General features: G+C 72.0%; 14 protein-coding genes. 5 read left to right on the plus strand and 9 right to left on the minus strand.

Going from position 1 to position 18,180, the window contains the following annotated elements; translation table 11 throughout:
* Positions 1 to 28: 28 nt before the first annotated feature.
* Positions 29 to 2,074 (minus strand): beta-galactosidase, encoded by a 2,046-nt coding sequence (locus tag ACN260_RS20610; protein WP_422752632.1) that lies wholly within the window; start codon positions 2,072 to 2,074, stop codon positions 29 to 31.
* A 279-nt stretch (positions 2,075 to 2,353) separates the two neighbouring features.
* Between ACN260_RS20610 and ACN260_RS20615 the strand changes: the two genes are divergently transcribed.
* The 4 genes from ACN260_RS20615 to ACN260_RS20630 all read left to right on the plus strand — a co-directional run bounded on the left by ACN260_RS20615 (position 2,354) and on the right by ACN260_RS20630 (position 7,970).
* A complete protein-coding gene (locus ACN260_RS20615; protein ID WP_422752633.1) occupies positions 2,354 to 3,679 on the plus strand; it encodes an ABC transporter substrate-binding protein in 1,326 nt (441 codons plus the stop codon).
* A gap of 22 nt (positions 3,680 to 3,701) precedes the next feature.
* Positions 3,702 to 4,661 carry a carbohydrate ABC transporter permease gene (locus ACN260_RS20620; protein ID WP_422752634.1) on the plus strand — a complete coding sequence of 320 codons (960 nt, stop codon included), beginning with the start codon at positions 3,702 to 3,704 and terminating at the stop codon, positions 4,659 to 4,661.
* Positions 4,658 to 5,578: a carbohydrate ABC transporter permease gene (locus ACN260_RS20625; protein WP_422752635.1), complete on the plus strand. Its 921-nt coding sequence runs from the start codon at positions 4,658 to 4,660 to the stop codon at positions 5,576 to 5,578. Before ACN260_RS20620 ends, ACN260_RS20625 begins: the two co-directional genes overlap by 4 nt.
* A gap of 196 nt (positions 5,579 to 5,774) precedes the next feature.
* The gene (locus ACN260_RS20630) at positions 5,775 to 7,970 is read left to right on the plus strand and encodes an alpha-galactosidase (protein WP_422752636.1); all 2,196 of its coding nucleotides are present in this window, start codon (positions 5,775 to 5,777) and stop codon (positions 7,968 to 7,970) included.
* 156 nt (positions 7,971 to 8,126) lie between these two features.
* On the opposite strand, the gene ACN260_RS20635 is transcribed toward ACN260_RS20630, so the two are convergent.
* Positions 8,127 to 9,515: a cellulase family glycosylhydrolase gene (locus ACN260_RS20635; protein ID WP_422752637.1), complete on the minus strand. Its 1,389-nt coding sequence runs from the start codon at positions 9,513 to 9,515 to the stop codon at positions 8,127 to 8,129.
* Between the two features lie 381 nt (positions 9,516 to 9,896).
* Between ACN260_RS20635 and ACN260_RS20640 the strand changes: the two genes are divergently transcribed.
* Complete coding sequence (locus ACN260_RS20640) at positions 9,897 to 10,859, plus strand: TIGR03557 family F420-dependent LLM class oxidoreductase (RefSeq protein ID WP_088642206.1); 963 nt, start codon at positions 9,897 to 9,899, stop codon at positions 10,857 to 10,859.
* A 60-nt stretch (positions 10,860 to 10,919) separates the two neighbouring features.
* Here the strand turns inward: ACN260_RS20640 and ACN260_RS20645 are convergent, their stop codons facing one another.
* The 7 genes from ACN260_RS20645 to ACN260_RS20675 form a co-directional block, all read right to left on the minus strand.
* Complete coding sequence (locus ACN260_RS20645; protein WP_422752638.1) at positions 10,920 to 12,104, minus strand: hypothetical protein; 1,185 nt, start codon at positions 12,102 to 12,104, stop codon at positions 10,920 to 10,922.
* Entirely contained in the window at positions 12,101 to 12,619 is a 519-nt protein-coding gene (locus ACN260_RS20650) for a SigE family RNA polymerase sigma factor (protein WP_422752639.1), read from the minus strand. The genes ACN260_RS20645 and ACN260_RS20650 overlap by 4 nt, the downstream gene beginning before the upstream one ends.
* 81 nt (positions 12,620 to 12,700) lie before the next feature.
* Entirely contained in the window at positions 12,701 to 13,606 is a 906-nt protein-coding gene (locus tag ACN260_RS20655) for a hypothetical protein (protein ID WP_422752640.1), read from the minus strand.
* A gap of 91 nt (positions 13,607 to 13,697) precedes the next feature.
* Positions 13,698 to 14,522, minus strand: a complete 825-nt coding sequence (locus ACN260_RS20660; RefSeq protein ID WP_422752641.1) for an endonuclease/exonuclease/phosphatase family protein — start codon at positions 14,520 to 14,522, stop codon at positions 13,698 to 13,700.
* A 10-nt stretch (positions 14,523 to 14,532) separates the two neighbouring features.
* On the minus strand, positions 14,533 to 16,026 hold the full coding sequence (locus ACN260_RS20665) for a phosphatase PAP2 family protein (protein WP_422752642.1): 1,494 nt from the start codon (positions 16,024 to 16,026) through the stop codon (positions 14,533 to 14,535).
* Between the two features lie 82 nt (positions 16,027 to 16,108).
* Positions 16,109 to 17,110: a YihY/virulence factor BrkB family protein gene (locus tag ACN260_RS20670; RefSeq protein WP_422752643.1), complete on the minus strand. Its 1,002-nt coding sequence runs from the start codon at positions 17,108 to 17,110 to the stop codon at positions 16,109 to 16,111.
* On the minus strand, positions 17,103 to 18,104 hold the full coding sequence (locus ACN260_RS20675) for a diacylglycerol/lipid kinase family protein (protein WP_422752644.1): 1,002 nt from the start codon (positions 18,102 to 18,104) through the stop codon (positions 17,103 to 17,105). The genes ACN260_RS20670 and ACN260_RS20675 overlap by 8 nt, the downstream gene beginning before the upstream one ends.
* Between the last annotated feature and the right edge of the window lie 76 nt (positions 18,105 to 18,180).

The raw sequence follows: 18,180 nt of genomic DNA on the forward strand, positions 1-18,180 counted from the left end.
CCGCGCGGACGAGGGAACGGTACGCAGCTCAGGCCGCTGCGGCCGGGGACGGTTCACCCGCTGGGACCGCCCCGCTCACCGCCGGCTCCTCCCGGACCACGGCCACCTCGCCGGCCGGCACCCGCAGCGTGCCGCCGCAGGGCTGCCCGGTGAGCAGGTCGGTGCCGGTGACGTCGAGGGTCGCCTCGGCGTCGGTGTGGTTGACCACGAACAGCCAGGACCGGTCGTCGGCGCGGCGGCGGACCACCTCGACGCCGGCCGGGGCGGCGGCCGGCGGGCGTACCCCGGCCTCGGTGAGCAGCCGGCCCACCAGGGCGTCGGTGGCCGCCTCGTCGAGCCGGGTGGCCAGGTACCAGGCGGTGCCGTCGCCGACCCGGTGCCGGGTCAGCGCGGGCACGCCCGGCAGCGGACCGTCCTCGTAGGACGCGACGACCTCCGCGCCGACCGGGTGCAGCCACTCGGTCCACACGTCGGCGGTGGAGCCGTCGTCGAGCGCCACCCGCTCGCCGGCCAGCAGCGGGAAGAACTCTTCGGTACGCACCCCGAGCAGCTCCCGGAACGCCCCCGGGTAGCCGTCGAGCCGGATGTGGTCGTGCTCGTCGACGATCCCGCTGAAGTACGTCACCAGCGCCGTCCCGCCTGCGGCCACGTACCTGTGCAGCGCCTCGGCGTCGGCGTCGCGGACCAGGTAGAGGGTGGGGACGAGGACCAGCCGGTAGCCGGACAGGTCGGCCGACGGGTGCACCACGTCGGCGGTGACCCCGGCCCGCCACAGCGCGTCGTAGAGCGCCCGCATCCGGTCGGTGTAGGTGACGTCGACGCTGGGGTGGGAGTCCAACTCGACCCCCCACCACGCCTCCCAGTCGAACAGGATCGCCACCTCGGCCTCGACCCGGCTGCCGCGTACCTCGGCCAGGGCCTTGAGGTCGGCACCGAGTCGGCAGACCTCGTCGAACACCTTGGTGTCCGGGCCGGCGTGCGGGACCAGGGCCGAGTGGTACTTCTCCGCGCCGCTGCGGGAGGCCCGCCACTGGAAGAACAGCACCCCGTCGGCACCGCGCGCCACGTGGGTGAGGCTGTTGCGGCGCAGTTGGCCGGGGGTCTTGGCGACGTTGCGGGGCTGCCAGTTGACCGCGCTGGTGGAGTGTTCCATCAGCAGCCACGGGGCGCCGCCGGCCACGCTGCGGGTCTGGTCGGCGGCGAACGACAGGCCGAGGTGGGCGTACGGGTCGGTGGCCATCAGGTAGTGGTCGTTGGCGACCAGGTCCACGTCGGACGCCCACGAGTGGTAGTCCATGTGCTTGGCCATGCCGATCATGAAGTTGGTGGTGACCGGCTGCCGGACCCGCCGCTTGAGCACATCCCGCTCGGCGCGCAGCTGGGCGCGCTGCTCGTCGGAGGAGAAGCGCAGGAAGTCGAGCTGCTGGGTGGGGTTGGCGATGGTCAGCGTGGCCCGGGGCGGGTTGATCTCGGCCCAGTCGTGGTAGCGCTGGCTCCAGAAGGCGGTGCCCCAGGCGTCGTTGAGCCGGTCGAGGCCGCCGTAGCGCTCGCGCAGCCACTCCCGGAACGCCTCGGCGCTGACGTCGCAGTAGCAGTGCACGTTGTGGCAGCCCAGCTCGTTGGAGACGTGCCACATGACGACGGCGGGGTGCTCGGCGTACCGGTCGGCGACCGCCTCGACCAGGGCGAGCGAGCGCTCCCGGAAGATCGGCGAGCTGGGACAGTACGCCTGCCGCCCGCCGGGCCACCGCACGGTGCCGTCGACGCCACGCGGCAGCGTCTCGGGGTGCCGGTGGGCCAGCCACGGCGGCGGGCTGGCGGTGGCGGTGGCCAGGTCGACGTGGATTCCTCCGGCGTGCAGGACGTCGAGGGCCCGGTCGAGCCAGCCGAACTCGTACCGGCCGGGGGACGGTTCGAGCAGGGCCCAGGAGAAGATCCCGACCGAGACGAGGTTGACGCCGGCCTGTCGCATGAGCGCGACGTCGTCGGCCCAGACCTGCTCGGGCCACTGCTCGGGGTTGTAGTCGGCGCCGAAGTAGATTCCGTCGCCCTGCCAGGTGCCGTGTTGCCGCATGAGAGCAGAGCGTGCCCCGAGCGGTCGATCAAGTCAACACTTTCCAACACCGACCCGCTTTCCAACGTTTACCACCAGGATCCCGTAGGGCTCCCGCGATACCGATCCGGAGCTGCCCTCTTGACAGGCGCGTACGGACGGGTAGCTTCAAGCGCCACCGGGAGTTTGTGTTTGCCAATGTTCGTTCTCGGTGGATCTATGTTGGCATTCCCGAACAGCCCCTCCCCCACCACTGACGGCCCTCGGGCGCAGCGCACCTCTTCTTCCGCAGGAGGCACCATGTCCCGTCCCCGCACCGAAGCCGAGTATCTCGCCCGGCTCGTCCCGTCCTCCGTCGCCGGCATCGGACGACGTTCCCTGATCACCGGGGTCGGCGCGGGCGCGCTGCTCGGCACCGGGCTGCTCGCCGGTTGCGGCTCCGACTCCGACTCGGGCAGCGACAGCAAGGAGGTGTCGGTCGGTTCCAACCAGTCCGACCCGCAGCCCAAGGGGGTCATCGCCAAGGTGATGGACGGGTTCAAGACCTCGTCCGGCATCACCGCCAAGATCAACACGGTGGACCACAACACCTACCAGGAGAACATCAACAACTACCTCCAGGGCAAGCCGGACGACGTGTTCATGTGGTTCGCCGGCTACCGGATGCGCTTCTTCGCCGCCAAGGGCCTGGCCGGCGACATCAGCGACCTGTGGGGCAGGCTTTCCGGCTACTCCGACGCGTTCAAGAAGGCGTCCACCGGGGACGACGGCAAGCAGTACTTCGTACCGTCGTCGTACTACCCGTGGGCGGTCTTCTACCGCAAGTCGGTCTGGAAGCAGTACGGCTACCAGGTGCCGACCACCCTCGACCAGCTCACCACCCTCAGCGCCCAGATGAAGCGGGACGGACTCACCCCGATCGCCTTCGCCGACAAGGACGGCTGGCCGGCGATGGGCACCTTCGACATCCTCAACCTGCGGATCAACGGCTATCAGTTCCACATCGACCTGATGGCGGGCAAGGAGGCGTGGACCTCCGACAAGGTCAAGAAGGTCTTCGACACCTGGGCCGGGCTGCTCCCGCTGCACCAGCCGGACAGCCTGGGCCGCACCTGGCAGGAGGCCGCCCAGTCGTTGCAGCAGAAGAAGAGCGGCATGTACCTGCTCGGCCTCTTCGTCGCCCAGCAGTTCGGCAACGACGAGCAGGACGACATCGACTTCTTCACCTTCCCCGAGATCGACCCGGCCATCGGGGCCAAGGCGCTGGACGCGCCGATCGACGGCTACATGCTGGCCCGCAAGCCGAAGGCCGAGGCCAACGCCAAGAAGCTGCTGGAGTTCGTCGGCTCCAAGGAGGCCGCCGACATCACGGTGAAGAACGACCCGACCACGCTGGTCGCCAACAGCGGCGCGGACACCAGCGGCTACACGGCCCTGCAGAAGAAGGCCGCCGAGCTGGTCGGCTCGGCCACCGAGATCGCCCAGTTCCTCGACCGGGACACCCGGCCGGACTTCGCCTCCACCGTGATCATCCCGGCGCTCCAGCAGTTCATCAAGAACCCCAAGGACATCGACGGGCTGGTCAACAGCATCGAGAACCAGAAGAAGTCGATCTTCACCAGCTGACGGCGAGAGGGGGAGGACCGTCGTGTCCGACCTGCCCCTGATCCAAGCGGATCACGCCGTGCCGTCGCCGGTCACGACCACCACCTCCCCGGGTGGTCGCGGCCGGCGGCTACGGCTCCTGTCCCGCACCGACCGCGTGGTGATCACGCTGATGGTGCTCGTACCGCTGCTGCTGGTGGTCGCCCTGGTCTGGCTGCCCGCACTGGCCACCGTGGCGCTCTCCGGCACCGACTGGGACGGCATCGGGCCGCTCAGCGAGATCGACTGGGTCGGCGGCCGGAACTACTCCGACGTGGTCAACATCTACCCGCCGTTCGTGCCGGCGTTGCAGAACAACCTGCTCTGGCTGGCCGCGCTGTTCGTGGTCGCCACCCCGTTCGGGATGTTCCTCGCCGTGCTGCTCGACAAGGAGATCCGGGGCAGCCGGTTCTACCAGACCGCGCTCTACCTGCCCGTGGTGCTCTCGCTGGCGCTGATCGGCTTCGTCTGGCAGCTCATCTACTCCCGCGACCAGGGGTTGCTCAACGCCGTCCTGGGCGGCCAGACCGACTGGTACGGCGACCCGAACGTCAACATCTGGGCGGTGCTGGTGGCGGCCGGGTGGCGGCACGTCGGCTACATCATGCTGCTCTACCTGGCCGGGCTCAAGGGCGTCGACCCGTCGCTGCGGGAGGCCGCCTCGGTCGACGGCGCGTCGGAGACCAGCACCTTCTTCCGGGTGATCTTCCCGGTGCTGCGACCCATCAACATCATCGTGCTGGTGGTGACCGTGATCGAGTCGCTGCGCGCGTTCGACCTGGTCTGGGTGATTAACAAGGGCCGCAACGGGTTGGAGCTGATCTCCGCCCTGGTGACCCAGAACGTCGTCGGCGAGGCCAGCCGGATCGGCTTCGGCTCCGCCCTGGCGACGATCATGCTGGCGGTCTCGCTGGTCTTCATCACCATCTACCTGGCCGTCGTCATGAGGGAGAACCGGCGATGAGCGCGTCGACCGTCACCCGACCGCCGGCGTCGACGCCGACGGCCAAGCCGGCACCGCGCCGCCGGCCGCTGCGCCCCGCCCGGGTGGTGCTGCACCTGTTCCTCGGCGCGGTCGCCGTCGGTTGGCTCTTCCCGATCCTCTGGGCGGTGCTGACCTCGCTGCGCTCGTACGCCTACACCGCCGCCAACGGGTACGTCTCGTTCGGCGGGTGGACGTTCGACAACTACGTCACCGCCTGGCAGACCGCCGAGTTCGGCAAGCACTTCCTCAACTCGGTCTACATCACCGTCCCGGCGGTGCTGCTCACCCTGTTCCTCGCCTCGTGCGTGGCGTTCGTGATCGCCCGGTTCAGCTGGAAGCTCAACATCGTCCTGCTCGGGCTGTTCACCGCCGCCAACCTGCTGCCCCAGCAGTCGCTGCTGATCCCGCTGTTCCGGATCTTCACCGAGGTGCCGCTGCCGGAGTTCATGAGCGACTCGGAGCTGCTCTACGACAGCTACTGGGGGCTGATCCTGGTCAACGTGGCCTTCCAGTGCGGCTTCTGCGTCTTCGTGCTGAGCAACTACATGAAGGCGCTGCCCCGCGACCTCTACGAGGCGGCCATGGTGGACGGGGCGAGCATCTGGCGGCAGTACTGGCAGGTGACCATGCCGCTGTGCCGTCCGGCGCTGGCGGCCCTGGCCACCCTGGAGGTGACCTGGATCTACAACGAGTTCTTCTGGGCCACCGTGCTGATGCGCACCGGCGACAAGTTCCCGGTCACCAGCTCGCTGAACAACCTGCGCGGCGAGTTCTTCACCGACAACAACCTGGTGTCGGCCGGCTCGGTGCTGGTCGCCGTCCCCACCCTGGTGATCTTCTTCCTGTTGCAGAAGCAGTTCGTCAAGGGCCTGACCCTGGGGGCGTCCAAAGGCTGAGGTCACCATCCCGCCTGCACCGGCCCGCAGCTGGGGTATCCGACTGCTGGGGGGCATGGGATTCATGTGGGAGCGGTATGCCTGTCAGGCATAAATATGACCGCCAGGCATATCGCTCTCCCGCGCATGATGTCCCAGTGACGACGCCGCCGACGTGCCCGTACCACCGACGTGCCCGGATCCGGAGATGAGCGCCATGACCCTTCCCACCGTGCTTCACCTGCGCCGGGCTGACACCAGCCTGGTGCTCGACGCGCGCGGCCCGGGGTTGCCCCGGATCGTGCACTGGGGCGGCGACCTCGGCCCGGTGTTCGCCGACGACCTGCCGGCCCTGGTCGACGCCACCGTGCCGCCGGTGGTGCCGAGCAGCTTCGACGCGCCGACCGTGCTGTCCCTGCTGCCCGAGGCGAGCGCCGGTTGGAGCGGCCGGCCCGGCCTCGCCGGCCACCGCGCCGGCCGGGACTGGTCGACCGCCTTCCGCCTCGACGCGATCGACGTCGATGATCCGCGTGGCGACGTGGGGGACGCGGTGCGCGTACCCCCTGAGGAGGATGACCGGGGCGGAGTCGGCGCGGCGCGGGTCACCGTGCGGGCGACGGACCCGGGCGCCGGGTTGACCATCACCGTCGAGGTCACCCTCGACCCGGTCGGGGTGCTGACCGTACGGCACCGGCTGCGCAACGACGCCGACCAGCCCTACGAGGTACGCGAGCTGACGCCGGTGCTGCCGGTGCCGGCGGTCGCCACCGAACTGCTCGACCTGACCGGCCGCTGGTGCCGCGAGCGTGCGCCGCAACGGCACCCGTGGCAGCACGGCGCGTGGGTGCGCGAGGGTCGGCACGGGCGCACCGGGCACGACGCCACCCTGCTGCTGGTCGCCGGCACCGCCGGGTTCGGCTTCGGCCACGGCGAGGTGTGGGCGGTGCACACCGCGTGGAGCGGCGACCACGTGACCGTCGCCGAACGCCGCCCCACCGGCGAGTCCACCCTGGGCGGCGGGGAACTGCTCGCCCCCGGGGAGATCGTCCTCGGGCCCGGTGATGAGTACGCCACCCCGCTGCTCTACGCGGTGCACTCCACCGCCGGGTTGGACGGGCTCAGCGACCTGCTGCACACCCACCTGCGGGCCCGGCCGGAACACCCCCGCACGCCGCGCCCGGTCACCCTCAACGTGTGGGAGGCCGTCTACTTCGACCACGACCTGGACCGGCTGCGCACCCTCGCCGACCGGGCCGCCGAGGTGGGCGTGGAACGGTTCGTCCTCGACGACGGCTGGTTCACCGGCCGCCGGCACGACCGGGCCGGCCTGGGCGACTGGCAGGTCGACGCCGACGTCTGGCCGGCCGGCCTGGGACCGCTCATCGAGCATGTTCGCGGGCACGGCATGCAGTTCGGGCTCTGGGTCGAACCGGAGATGGTCAACCCCGACTCCGACCTGTTCCGCGCCCACCCCGACTGGGTGCTCAGCGCGCCCGGCCGGCTGCCCCTGCCGTGGCGGCACCAGCAGGTGCTGGACCTGGCCGACCCGGCGGCGTACGCGCACCTGCTCGGCCGGCTCGACGCCCTGCTGACCGGGAACCCAGGGATCAGCTACCTCAAGTGGGACCACAACCGGGACCTCACCGAGGCCGGGCACGCCGGTCGGCCCGGGGTGCACGCGCAGACGGTGGCGGCCTACCGGCTCCTCGACGAGCTGCGCGCCCGGCACCCGCACCTGGAGATCGAGAGCTGCTCGTCCGGCGGGGCCCGGGTCGACCTGGAGATCCTGCGACGTACCGACCGGGTCTGGGCCAGCGACACCAACGACGCCCTGGAACGGCTGTCCATCCAACGCTGGACCGGGCTGCTGCTGCCCCCGGAGCTGGTCGGCACGCACATCGGCCCGGGGCGCTCGCACACCACCGGCCGGGTGCACACCCTGGGTTTCCGGGCGGTCACCGCGCTCTTCGGCCACCACGGCATCGAGTGGGACATCGTCGCGCTCGATCCCGCCGAGCGGGCCGAGCTGACCGCCTGGGTGGCCCTGCACAAGCGCCTGCGGCCGCTGCTGCACACCGGGCGGGTGGTGCGGATCGACCACCCGGACCCGGCCGTGCAGGCGCACGGCGTGGTCGCCCACGACCGCTCCCGCGCGGTGTACGCGGTGTCCCGGGTGGCCACCTCCGTCACGCAGACCCCCGGCCCGGTGCGCCTGCCCGGTCTCGACCCGACCCGCCGGTACGCCGTCCGCCCCGCCGAGGGGGTGCCGGAGCCGGAGACCATGCAGATCACCGGACCCGGCTGGCTGCCCGCCGTGACGCTGCCCGGCTCGGTGCTGGCGACGGTGGGCCTGCACCTGCCGGCCCTGAACCCGGAGCAGGCGCTGCTCCTGGAGGTCGACGCCGTCGCCTGACCGGCCCGGCCCGGTGCTTGGTCGTCGCAGCGGGGGCGAAGTTGCGGCATCCCCAACGGTTGATACCGCTACACCGCCCCCGATAAGTGGATCACGTCATCCCGGGCGGGGACGGGTGGTGGCCGGGCCCTCAGGGGGCCCGGCCACCCGGGGCGGTCAGCTCGCGGTGCAGGTCACCGCAGGCGCCGGGTTGCTGCCGGTCCAGCTGCCGATGAAGCCGAAGGCGGTGCTGGCGCCGGCACCGAGCCGGCCGTTGTAGTCGACGTTGCGGGCGGTCACCGTGCTGCCGCTGCTGCTCAGCGTCGCGTTCCAGGACTGGCTGACGGTCTGGCCGTTGGCGAAGGTCCACTTCGTCGTCCAGCCGTTGATCGCCGCGCTGCCGGCGGTCACCTTCACCTCACCCTGGAAGCCGCCCTGCCACGAGCCGATGACCGTGTACGTCGCGGTGCAGCCACCGGTCGCCGGCGGGGTCGTGGTCGGCGGGGTAGTGGGAGGCGTGGTCGGCGGCGTGGTGGGAGGGGTCGTCGGCGGGGTGGTCGGCGGCGTGGTCGGGGTGGTGCCGGAGTAGACCGACGCCTCCTTCGCCGTCGCCTTGATACCGTTGGCCCCGTTGAAGATCCGCTGGCCCCAGGTGGTCAGGGCGGCCGGGTTGAAGTTGGTGGTCATGTCGAGGTACTCCACGCCGCCACCGTTGCCGCTCCACGACCAGCCCAGGTAGCCGATCCCGTTGGCCTGGGTGTACGACAGGATGGTGTCCTCGTCGGGGTTGCCGTCGGAGTGGTCGAAGCCGAACTCGCCCACCACGATGGGCAGCTTCGCGGTGCGGAACCGGCCCAGGTAGTCGCTGATCTCGGCGGCGGTGTCGAAGACGCCGTACATGTGGATCGAGAAGACCGTGTTCTTCTGCGGGTCGGCGGCGAACACCCCGGCCGCGTTGTCGCGCATGGTGAACGACCAGTCCTGACCCCAGTTCGGGGCGTCCACCATGATCGTGTGGGTGATGCCGCCGGCCCGCAACCGCTTGATCGCGTTGGCGTTGTCGGTGGCCCAGGTGGCGTAGCCCTGGTTGCCGTACGGCTCGTTGCCGATGTTGACGATGACGTACCGCTCCTGGCCCTGCAGGGCACTGGCGATGCTGAGCCAGTAGTCGACCGCCCGGTCCAGGGTGATCGCCCCGGCCTGCTCGCCGTAACCGGTGGTGTCGTGCACCTCCAGCACGCAGATCAGCTTGTTGGCCCTGCACAGCGAGATGACGTTGCTGACGTCGGCGGCGGTGTTCTTGGTCCAGCGGTCACCGCTGGCCAGCACGACCCGCACGGTGTTCGCGCCGAGCGCCTTGATGTTGGCGAAGGAGGTGGTCTGTTGCGGGTACCAGGTGTGGGCGTGGTTGACGCCGCGCATGATGAACTCGTTGCCGTTGGCGTCGTACAGCTTGCCACCGGAGACGGTGAACCCGGCCGCGGCCTGGGCCGGCTGGCCGAAGGCGAACACGGCGGCGAGGACGGTGAGCAGGGCGACGCAGGCGACGGAGAGCCGCTTCTTCATGGGTTTCCTCAGGAAGGGTCGACCCCGTTGCCCTGGCGGGGTGGCGATGCTGGTGACGGTGGCGCTCGGCTGCAGCCCGACAGCCGCCGCCTGACTCCCTGGCCGCGTGCGGACCAGCGTAGGGCCACCGGGCCGGGAAGGCAACCGGTTAAGTTGCCTGCCTACCCACGCCGACCCTGTGGCGACCCACGCCGACCGCGAGCCGCCACAGGGGGCGGTCATCCCCACCACAGGATGTGACACCACCAGCCTGAACCGGTTAAGCCGGACCCTAGACGGCCCTCCCGTCACCGTCAAGAGGGACCCGGCCGCTCATCCGAGGTTGACCGGCACCGGCCAGGGGTATCCGGTGACGATCGTCGCCCGGAAGGAGAAACCAGGATGGTCCGCGTCGGCTACACCCTGATGTGCGAACAGACCGGCCCGAAACAGTTGGTCGACCACGCGGTACGGGCGGAGGCGGCCGGCTTCGACCAGCTGGTCATGTCCGACCACTACTATCCATGGCTCGACGCGCAGGGCCACTCCCCGTACGCCTGGTCGGTGCTGGGCGCGGTCGCCCACGCCACCAGCCGGGCCGAGCTGATGTCCTTCGTGACCTGCCCGATCCGCCGGTACCACCCGGCGGTGGTGGCGCAGAAGGCCAGCACCATCGGGGTGCTCTCCGACGGGCGGTTCACCCTCGGCCTCGGCGCCGGGGAGAACCTCAACGAACACGTGGTCGGCGGGTGGCCGCACGTGCAGCAGCGGCACGAGATGTTCTCCGAGGCGCTCCAGATCATCCGTCCACTGCTCAACGGCGAGACGCTGACCTTCTCCGGCAACCACTTCGACGTCCCCGACGCCTACGTCTGGGACCGGCCGGAACACCCCGTGCCGATGGCCGTCGCCGCGTCCGGGCCGTCGTCGGCCACCCTCGCCGCCGAGTACGCCGACGGCATCGTCGCCACCGAACCCGACTCCCGGATCATCCAGCTCTACGACGACGCGGGCGGCGCCGGGCAGCCCCGCTACGGCCAGGTGGCCATCTGCTACGGCCCCGACGAGGCCGAGTGCCGCAAGATCGTCCACGACCAGTTCCGCTGGTTCGGCAGCGGCTGGAAGGTCAACGCCGACCTGCCCGACCCGGAGGCATTCGCCGCCGCCACCCAGTTCGTCCGGGAGGAGGACGTCGCCGACGGCATCCCCTGCGGCCCCGACGTCGACCGGCACGTCGAGGCGTTCCGCGCCTTCGTCGACGCCGGCTTCACGCACGTGGCGATCGTGCAGGTCGGCGGGGACAGCCAGCCGATGTTCCTGGACTGGGCGCAGGAGCAGCTACTGCCCCGGCTCCGCGAACTGTGACCCGACCGGACGGCCGGTCCCGGAGTCGGCTCCGGGACCGGCCGTCCGGTCGGTCGCGCTCTACAGGGGACGCCAGCGGGTCGGGTCGTCGCTACCGTCGACCAGCCTGATCGAGGCCGCCAGGTCGAGTGCCCCCGCCCGCCCACCCACCGCGGCATTACCCGCCACCGACTCCGTGTCCACCTCGGCGACGCAACCCGCGCAACCTGGCACCTGGGCCACCCGGTAGGCGCCGAACCCCTTCGGCCCCTCGTCCGCCGAGCCGACCCGCCCGCCCACCATCACCCGGAAACGGACGAAATCCGACCCGTCACCGGCGAACACCCCGTCGGAGACGCCGATGAGGATGTCACGCCCGGTCGACTTACCGGTCTTCATCACATAGTGCGCGGTCACGTCCAGCCACCTCCCCCGGAACGTCCGGATCTCCACACCCCTGAGCATGCTGCCGGGTGGATCGGCGACCGGCGCGTACGGGACGGTGATCGGCTGGTCCTCCCAGAGCAGGCCGGCGGCCACCTGACGGGCGACCATCTCCGGCCGGCCGAACCCGATGACCCCCACGGAGATCCACCCGTCGGGCGCATACTGCCAGGACAGCACGGTGTCGCCGCCGCCGGCCCACAGGTGGGCGGGGTGCCCCTCCACCGGGGTGACCGGGGGGCCGGGCAGGGCGACCGACGGGGAGGCCGACGGCATCCCCGGCATCGGTTCCCGCCGGTACTGGCCGAAGACGTCCTTCCCGCGCGCACCCACCCGGACGACCACCGAGCCGCTGGAGGCCATCATCGGGCCGGCTTCCACCGGGCCGCCGGGGCTCAGCGCCTCCGGCACGTTCGCCCGCACCGTGATCACGGACAGATCCGACTGGTACGACTGGTGGCCCGCGCCCGCCGGCAGGCTCCCGAGCCGGAGCAACCGGCGGGTCGGGTCGAACCGCTCCGGGGCCACCGTCGGCGGCCCGGTCCGACCCACCGTCGGCGATCCGGTCGGGCTCACCGTCGGTGCCGGTCCGCCGTCGTCGCCGGGCACCGTGCCCGGCCGTACCCCGACGACCGCCACGGCCACGCCGACCAGGGCGCACACGGTCACGACGGCCGACACGGCGGTCACCAGCCGGCGACGACGCCGCACCGCCCGCTCCCCCGCCGCCACCCACGTCTGCGGCCCGTCCCCGCCGTCGGGCAAGTCGTCGGCGGCCCGGGTCAGCATCTCCCGGACCTGGGTCTCGTCGTCGTGGATCATCGGTTCACCTCCGTCGGGTCCCCCAGCGGCAACTGCCGGCGCAGCGCGGCCAGCCCGCGCGCGGTCTGGCTCTTGACGTTTCCGGCCGAGCAGCCCAGCACCTCGGCGGTCTGCTCCACGCTCAGGTCGGCGTAGAAGCGCAACACCAGCACCACCCGCTGCCCGGGTGGCACCGCCGCCAATGCGGCCCGCACCGCGACCGTGTCCACCACCGCGTCGGTCGGCGGGGCACCCCTGGGCTCCGGCTCCGGCGGACGGTCGAACAGGCGCACTCCGAACCAGCGGGACCGACGCTCCTGCCGGAACGCGTTGACCAGCATCCGGTGCACGTACGCCCCGATGTCGTCGGCGGCCCGCGCCCGGTCCCACTTCACGTACAACCGGGTCAGGGTCTGCTGCACGACGTCGTCGGCACGGTGGGCGTCGCCCCCGGTCAGCAGGTACGCCGTGCGGCGCAGCTTCGGTGTCGCCGCCGTCACGAAGTCGACGTACTCCTGCCGTTGCGTCGCCTGCATCGACCACTCCCCGTCCCGGACGCTGGCCCTGTCACCGTACGGATGGCACCCGGGCCGGAATCGGTTGCACGGGGGGAGAACTCAGAACGGACGCCAGCCGGCCTCGTCGTCGGGGTCGGCGACCATCATCACCCGGGCGGCGAGGGCGAGCGCAGCCGCGCTGCCGCCGAGCGCGGTCAGGCCGTGCCGCGTCAGCACCCCGACCTCCGCCACCGTGCCCGGGGCCGCGCCGGGAACCCACCCGACCCGGTAGGTGCCTGGACCATCGGCCGACCAGGCCGGCCGCCCGTCAACGGTGGTGGCGTTCCCCTCCCCGCCCGCCCGGTCCCGGGTCACCCCGACGGTCAGATCGCCGTACGGCGAACGGGAGCCGGGTACGAGGTAACCGCTCGACACCCGATGCCACCTGTCGTCCCGCCGCTCGACCACCACGCGTTCGAGTCGGCAGCCCACCGGTGGCGGCACCCGGCGGAACGGGGCCGTCAGCGGCCGATCGTCGCCGACCAGTCCCTCGGCGATCTGCCGCAACACCCGGGCCGATTCGGGCTGGTTGGTGGAGAGCACCGCGGCCCAGGCGTCGTGGGCGTACCGCCAGGACAGCGCGGCACGCGAACCGTCCGGACTGACGTACCGGTACGCCGGCCGGTCCCGCACCGGCGCGACGGCGACACCGATCGGGGTCGACGGTGGGGCTGACCCGGTCAGCTCGGGGTCCCACTCGCGCAGCGGCCGGCAGACGTCCACACCCCGGGCCCCCACCGTCACCGTCACCACCCGGTGGGCGCGCCCCGGACCGGTCCCCCGGTCCGGGGTCGCCGCCGGCGGCAGGGCGGTGAGCGAGTGCTCCCCCCGCTGCCCGGTGTAGGTCAGGTGGGTCAACTCCCCGGGCAGCCAGGAGAGTCGGAAGACCCGCCGGCCGGGCTCGAACTCAGGTGGCGCCTCCGTCGTGCGACACCAGTTGTTCTCCTGCTCCCGCATGGCACCCATCGACCACTCCCCGTCCCGGACGCTGGCACTGTCACCCGTAGCGATGGCGGTGGGGGCGGCGAGGGTTGCACGGGTTCCCGGAGCGGGCCGGTCAGGCCGGGTCGAGGTCCAGGTCGGCGACGACCGGGTAGTGGTCGGAGGCGTACTCGGTGTCGCCGCCTCGTACCACGTGGACGTCGCGCAGCCGGGCGGCGAGCGCCGGGGTGCCGAGCAGGTAGTCCAGCCGCATGCCGGAGAACTCGACGCCCCCGCCGTGCCGGGTCGGCGCGGTCAGCCCGGTCTCGGCTGACCCGGCCGGGTCAGCCGGTCCGGCGGCGTGGGTCCAGAGGTCGACCAGGCCGGCGGCGAGCAGCCGGGCCACCGCGCGGGTGTCCACCGTCCGCCCGTCGCGGCGCAGGTGCCGCCGCCGGTACGCCGCCGGCAGCCGGGCCACCCGCCCGGTGTGGTCGGTGCCCGGGTCGAGGGTGTTCAGGTCACCGGCGAGCAGCGCCAGCTCCCCCGGCGCGCGACGCACCGCCCCGGCGAGCCAGCCCGCCTCGATGCGCCGCCGCAGCCCGGTGTACGGGTCGAGGTGGGCGCTGAGCACGGTGAGCGGCCCGGCGCTGGTGGCCAGCTCGACCCGCTGCGCCGCGTGGTGCAGCGGCCGACGCACCGGCCCGGCCGTGCGGGTGCGCCACGGCGGGCGGACCAGCACCGCCACCGGCTGACCGAAACAGCTACGGGCCAGGTGGGGGCGCATCCCCAGCCGGTCGGCGAACCCGGCCAGCACCCCCGGCCGGTCGAAGCCGCGCAGCTCCTGCACGGCCAGCACGTCGGGGTCCTGCGCGGTGACGACCCGGCACACCAGGTCCCGGCGGTCCGGGCCGGTACGGTCCCGGCCGCCGGTCCTGATGTTCCAGGTCATCACCCGCAGCACGGTCGGCGGCTCACCCGGGACGGCCGGCCTTGGCCAGCTCGTCGTCCAGCTCGTCGACCTGCTCCGACTCGATCTCGGGCCGGTTGCCCTCGTTGACGTCGGCGTTGGGCCGGATCACCCAGTAGAGCAGGCCGATCCACAGGCCGCTGAGGATCAGCGCGCCCATGAAGTCGGTGGGGTGGTGCATGCCCCGGTACATCCGGGAGGTCGCCACCCCGACCGGCATGATCACGGCCAGCGCCACGAAGAGCCACCGCCACCAGCGGTCGGTGCGGACGAACACGATGATCGCGATGACCAGCCACAGGCAGGTGGTCGCGGCGATGTGCCCGGACGGGAAGGACGAGGTGGGCATCTGCCCGTCGAGGTTCTCCACCGCCGGGCGGGGCCGGTCCACCACCCGGGCCGAGGCGAGGAAGAGGCTCAGCTCGCCGAAGAGGGCCAGCACCACGAAGAGCACGGGCCGCCACCGCTTCCAGATGGCCAGCACCAGCGGGCAGAAGACCAGCGAGACGATCAGGATGGCGTGGGTGTCGCCGAACTTGCTCCACCACCAGCTCAGCTCGGTGAGGAAGTCGGTGTGCCGGTCGGCGAACCAGCGCGGCACGTCGGTGTCCATGGTCTCGAAGACGGTGCCCTTGGCGTGGTAACTGACGTAGGTGCCGAAGGCGTACAGCGCGCCGAAGACGATCACCCAGCCGACCAGCAGTTCGGCGACGGCGGAGCGGGGGTGCTCCAGCACGTGCTCCTCGGCCGGGGCGGGGGTGATCTTGTCGCCGGCCTCCGGTTCCAGCCCCTCGCTCAGCGGCGGCACCGACCGGCCCCGCTCGCGCCGCCACAGCCGGAAGGCGTACGCGGTGACGCCCAGCCAGGCCGCGCCGAGCAGCCAGCCGCCGATCACGTCGGAGACGAAGTGCACGCCGAGCGCGATCCGGGTCAGCCCGATCAGCGCCACCAGTACGGCGACGACGGCGATCGCCGGCTTGCGGAAGCGGGGCGACATGGCCGGCAGGAAGACCAGCAGCAGCGCCCCGTACGCGACGAACGAGCCGAGCGCGTGCCCGCTGGGGAAGCTGTTGCCGGGGGCGCTGGCGACCGGCACGTCCACCACCGGGCGGAGCCGGCCGACCAGGGCCTTGAGCGACGGGTCGAGGATCAGCCCGCCCACCCCGGTGACGATCAGGTAGACCGCCAGCCGGGACTGACGCCGGATCAGCAGGGCGACCACGGCGATGGTGACCAGCCAGATCAGCACCGGCCGCCCGCCCAGGTCGGTGACCGCCTGGAGCACGGTGACCAGCGCGTGGTGCGGGGCGACGAGCCCGTTGAACCACTCGGCCGCCTCGTGGTCGGCGTGGTACATGGGGCTCCACCTGAACCGGACGAGCATCAGCAGCAGCCCGAAGGCCACGCCCGCGCCGGCCACGGCCAGCAGGCCGACGACGCTCCGTTCGGCGAAATGGCCGAGCGGCCGTCGGGCCGTTGACTCCTTGACCGCGGTCAACCCGCACCTCCCTGCGTCGACGTGGCGAGGCGCGCTGTACCCGATTCCGCCGCCGCGTACACGCCCGTCCGGTGTGGCGGGTTCAAAGTGCGGTCATGTCACCGGTGTCGAGCAGTTCGTCCCGCTCGGCGTCGGGCTCCCACAGGTCGGGCTGGGCGGGCTCCGGGGCCCCGATCCGCATCGCCTCCAACTGGGCGGCGAAGGACAGCCCGCCGAACAGCGCCATGCCGGTGAGGTTGGCCCACAGCAGCAGCGCCATCATCCCGGTCAACGCCCCGTACGTCTGGCCGAACCCGCCGCCGAACTTGACGTACGCGGCGAGCAGCAGGCTGGCCAGCCACCACAGGGCGGTGGCGATACCGGCGCCGAAGTAGAGCCAGGACAGGCCGGGCTGCTTGCGCCGGGGCGCGTGCCGGAAGATCACCGCCACCGCGACGACGGTCAGCACGAGGCTCAGCGGCCAGCGCACCACCTCCCACACCCCGGCGGCGAGGTCCCCCCACCGGTAGTGCCGCTGCACCGACTCGCCCATCGCCCCGCCGCCGACCAGGATCAGGAACCCGGCCAGCGCGGGCAGGCCGGCGACCACGGCCAGCACCGCCGCCCGCAGGTACTTCCACAGCGCGGGGCGGTCCCGTTCCACGCCGTAGATCCGGTTGGCGCCGCGTTCGATCTGCGCCATCGTGGTGGTCAGCGCGACCAGGCCGGTGATCAGGCCGAGACCGAGCGCCAACTCGCCGGTGCGCTCGGTGCGGTCGCCCTCCCCGAGCAGGTCCTGCACCACCTGTTCGCTCTGCCCGGGGGTCAGCGCCAACACGGTGTCGGCGACGACCCGGCCGCCCTCCTCGACACCGAGGTCACTGATCAGGCCGGTGAGGGCGATCAGGAACGGCACGACGGCGAGGCAGAGTTGCAGGGCGAAGGCCCGGGAGTGGCTGAACCCGTCGCCGTAGCGGAACCGGATGAACGCGTCCCGCATGAGGTGCCAGCCGCCGTGGCGGCGCAGCGTACGCCAGGCGTCGTCGGCGGAGAGTTCGTCCGACGCCATCAACCGGGTCTCGGGGACGAGCCGGGTGCTACTCACGGCGGGCTTCCCCGACCAGCTTCTCCCCGCGCCGCGCGGCCGCGTCGGCGTCGTGGGCCAGGTCGGGGTCGCCGGCCGGGCGCGGTACGCAGAGCCAGAGCGACTGCGGCCTGATCTCCGCGGTGAGGGTGCGCCCCGGCGCGATCAGGTCGCCGTCGAGCTGCCGGGGCTGGGCCCGGTTGCTGGTGACGACGACCTTCCGGGCCCGGTGGACCTCCATCCGCGGGACGCTGCCCCGGCGGCGGACCAGGGCCCAGCCCATGGCGAGCCAGTGCCGCAGCGTACGCGGGGTGAGCACGGCTACGTCGAGCCAGCCGTCGTCGGGCTCGGCGTCGGTGAGCAGGCGCACCCCGCCCTGGAGCCGCCCGACGTTGGCGACGAGCACGGTGCGGGCCCGGCGACGCATCGGCGGCCGGTCGTCGATGCGGATGCTGAGCCGCATCGGGCGGTCCCGCAGGTGCTTCGCGGCCCCCACCACGTACGCGGGCCAGCCGATGCGGGCCTTGGTGGTCTCGGAGGTGTCCGCCAGCATCTGCGCGTCGAAGCCCATTCCGGCCATCACCGCGAAGCACCGGTCGTCGACGACGCCGACGTCGAGCCGGCGGCGGCCCCGTTCGACGGCGACCTGGAGGCCGGCGGCGAGGTCGTTGGAGAGCCCCAGGTTGGCGGCGAGCAGGTTGCCGGTGCCCTGCGGCAGCACGGCGAGTTCCACGTCGGTGCCGGCGAGCGCGGTGACGCAGGCCATCACCGTGCCGTCGCCGCCGCAGGCGAACACGAGTTCGGCGCCGGCGGCGACGGCCTGCTCGGTCTGTCCCCGGCCGGGGTCCTCGGCGCTGGTCTCGTACCAGGTGGGGGCGGGCCAGCCGGCGGCGGCGAGCGCCTCGTTCACGGTCGCGCGGAACCCGTCGAGATCGGCCACCTTTGTCGGGTTGACCACCACCGCCGAACGCGGGGGGCGGTCGCCGCCGGTCACCGTACGCTTCTGCTCGTCCACGGCGTCAGTGTGCAGCACCCCGGCGCGGTCAGCGACCCGGCGAAGACCGACGTTGCATTGACCGCAAACAGGTTTG

The organism is Micromonospora sp. WMMD708 (assembly GCF_049315245.1).
Lineage (GTDB): Bacteria > Actinomycetota > Actinomycetes > Mycobacteriales > Micromonosporaceae > Micromonospora > Micromonospora wenchangensis.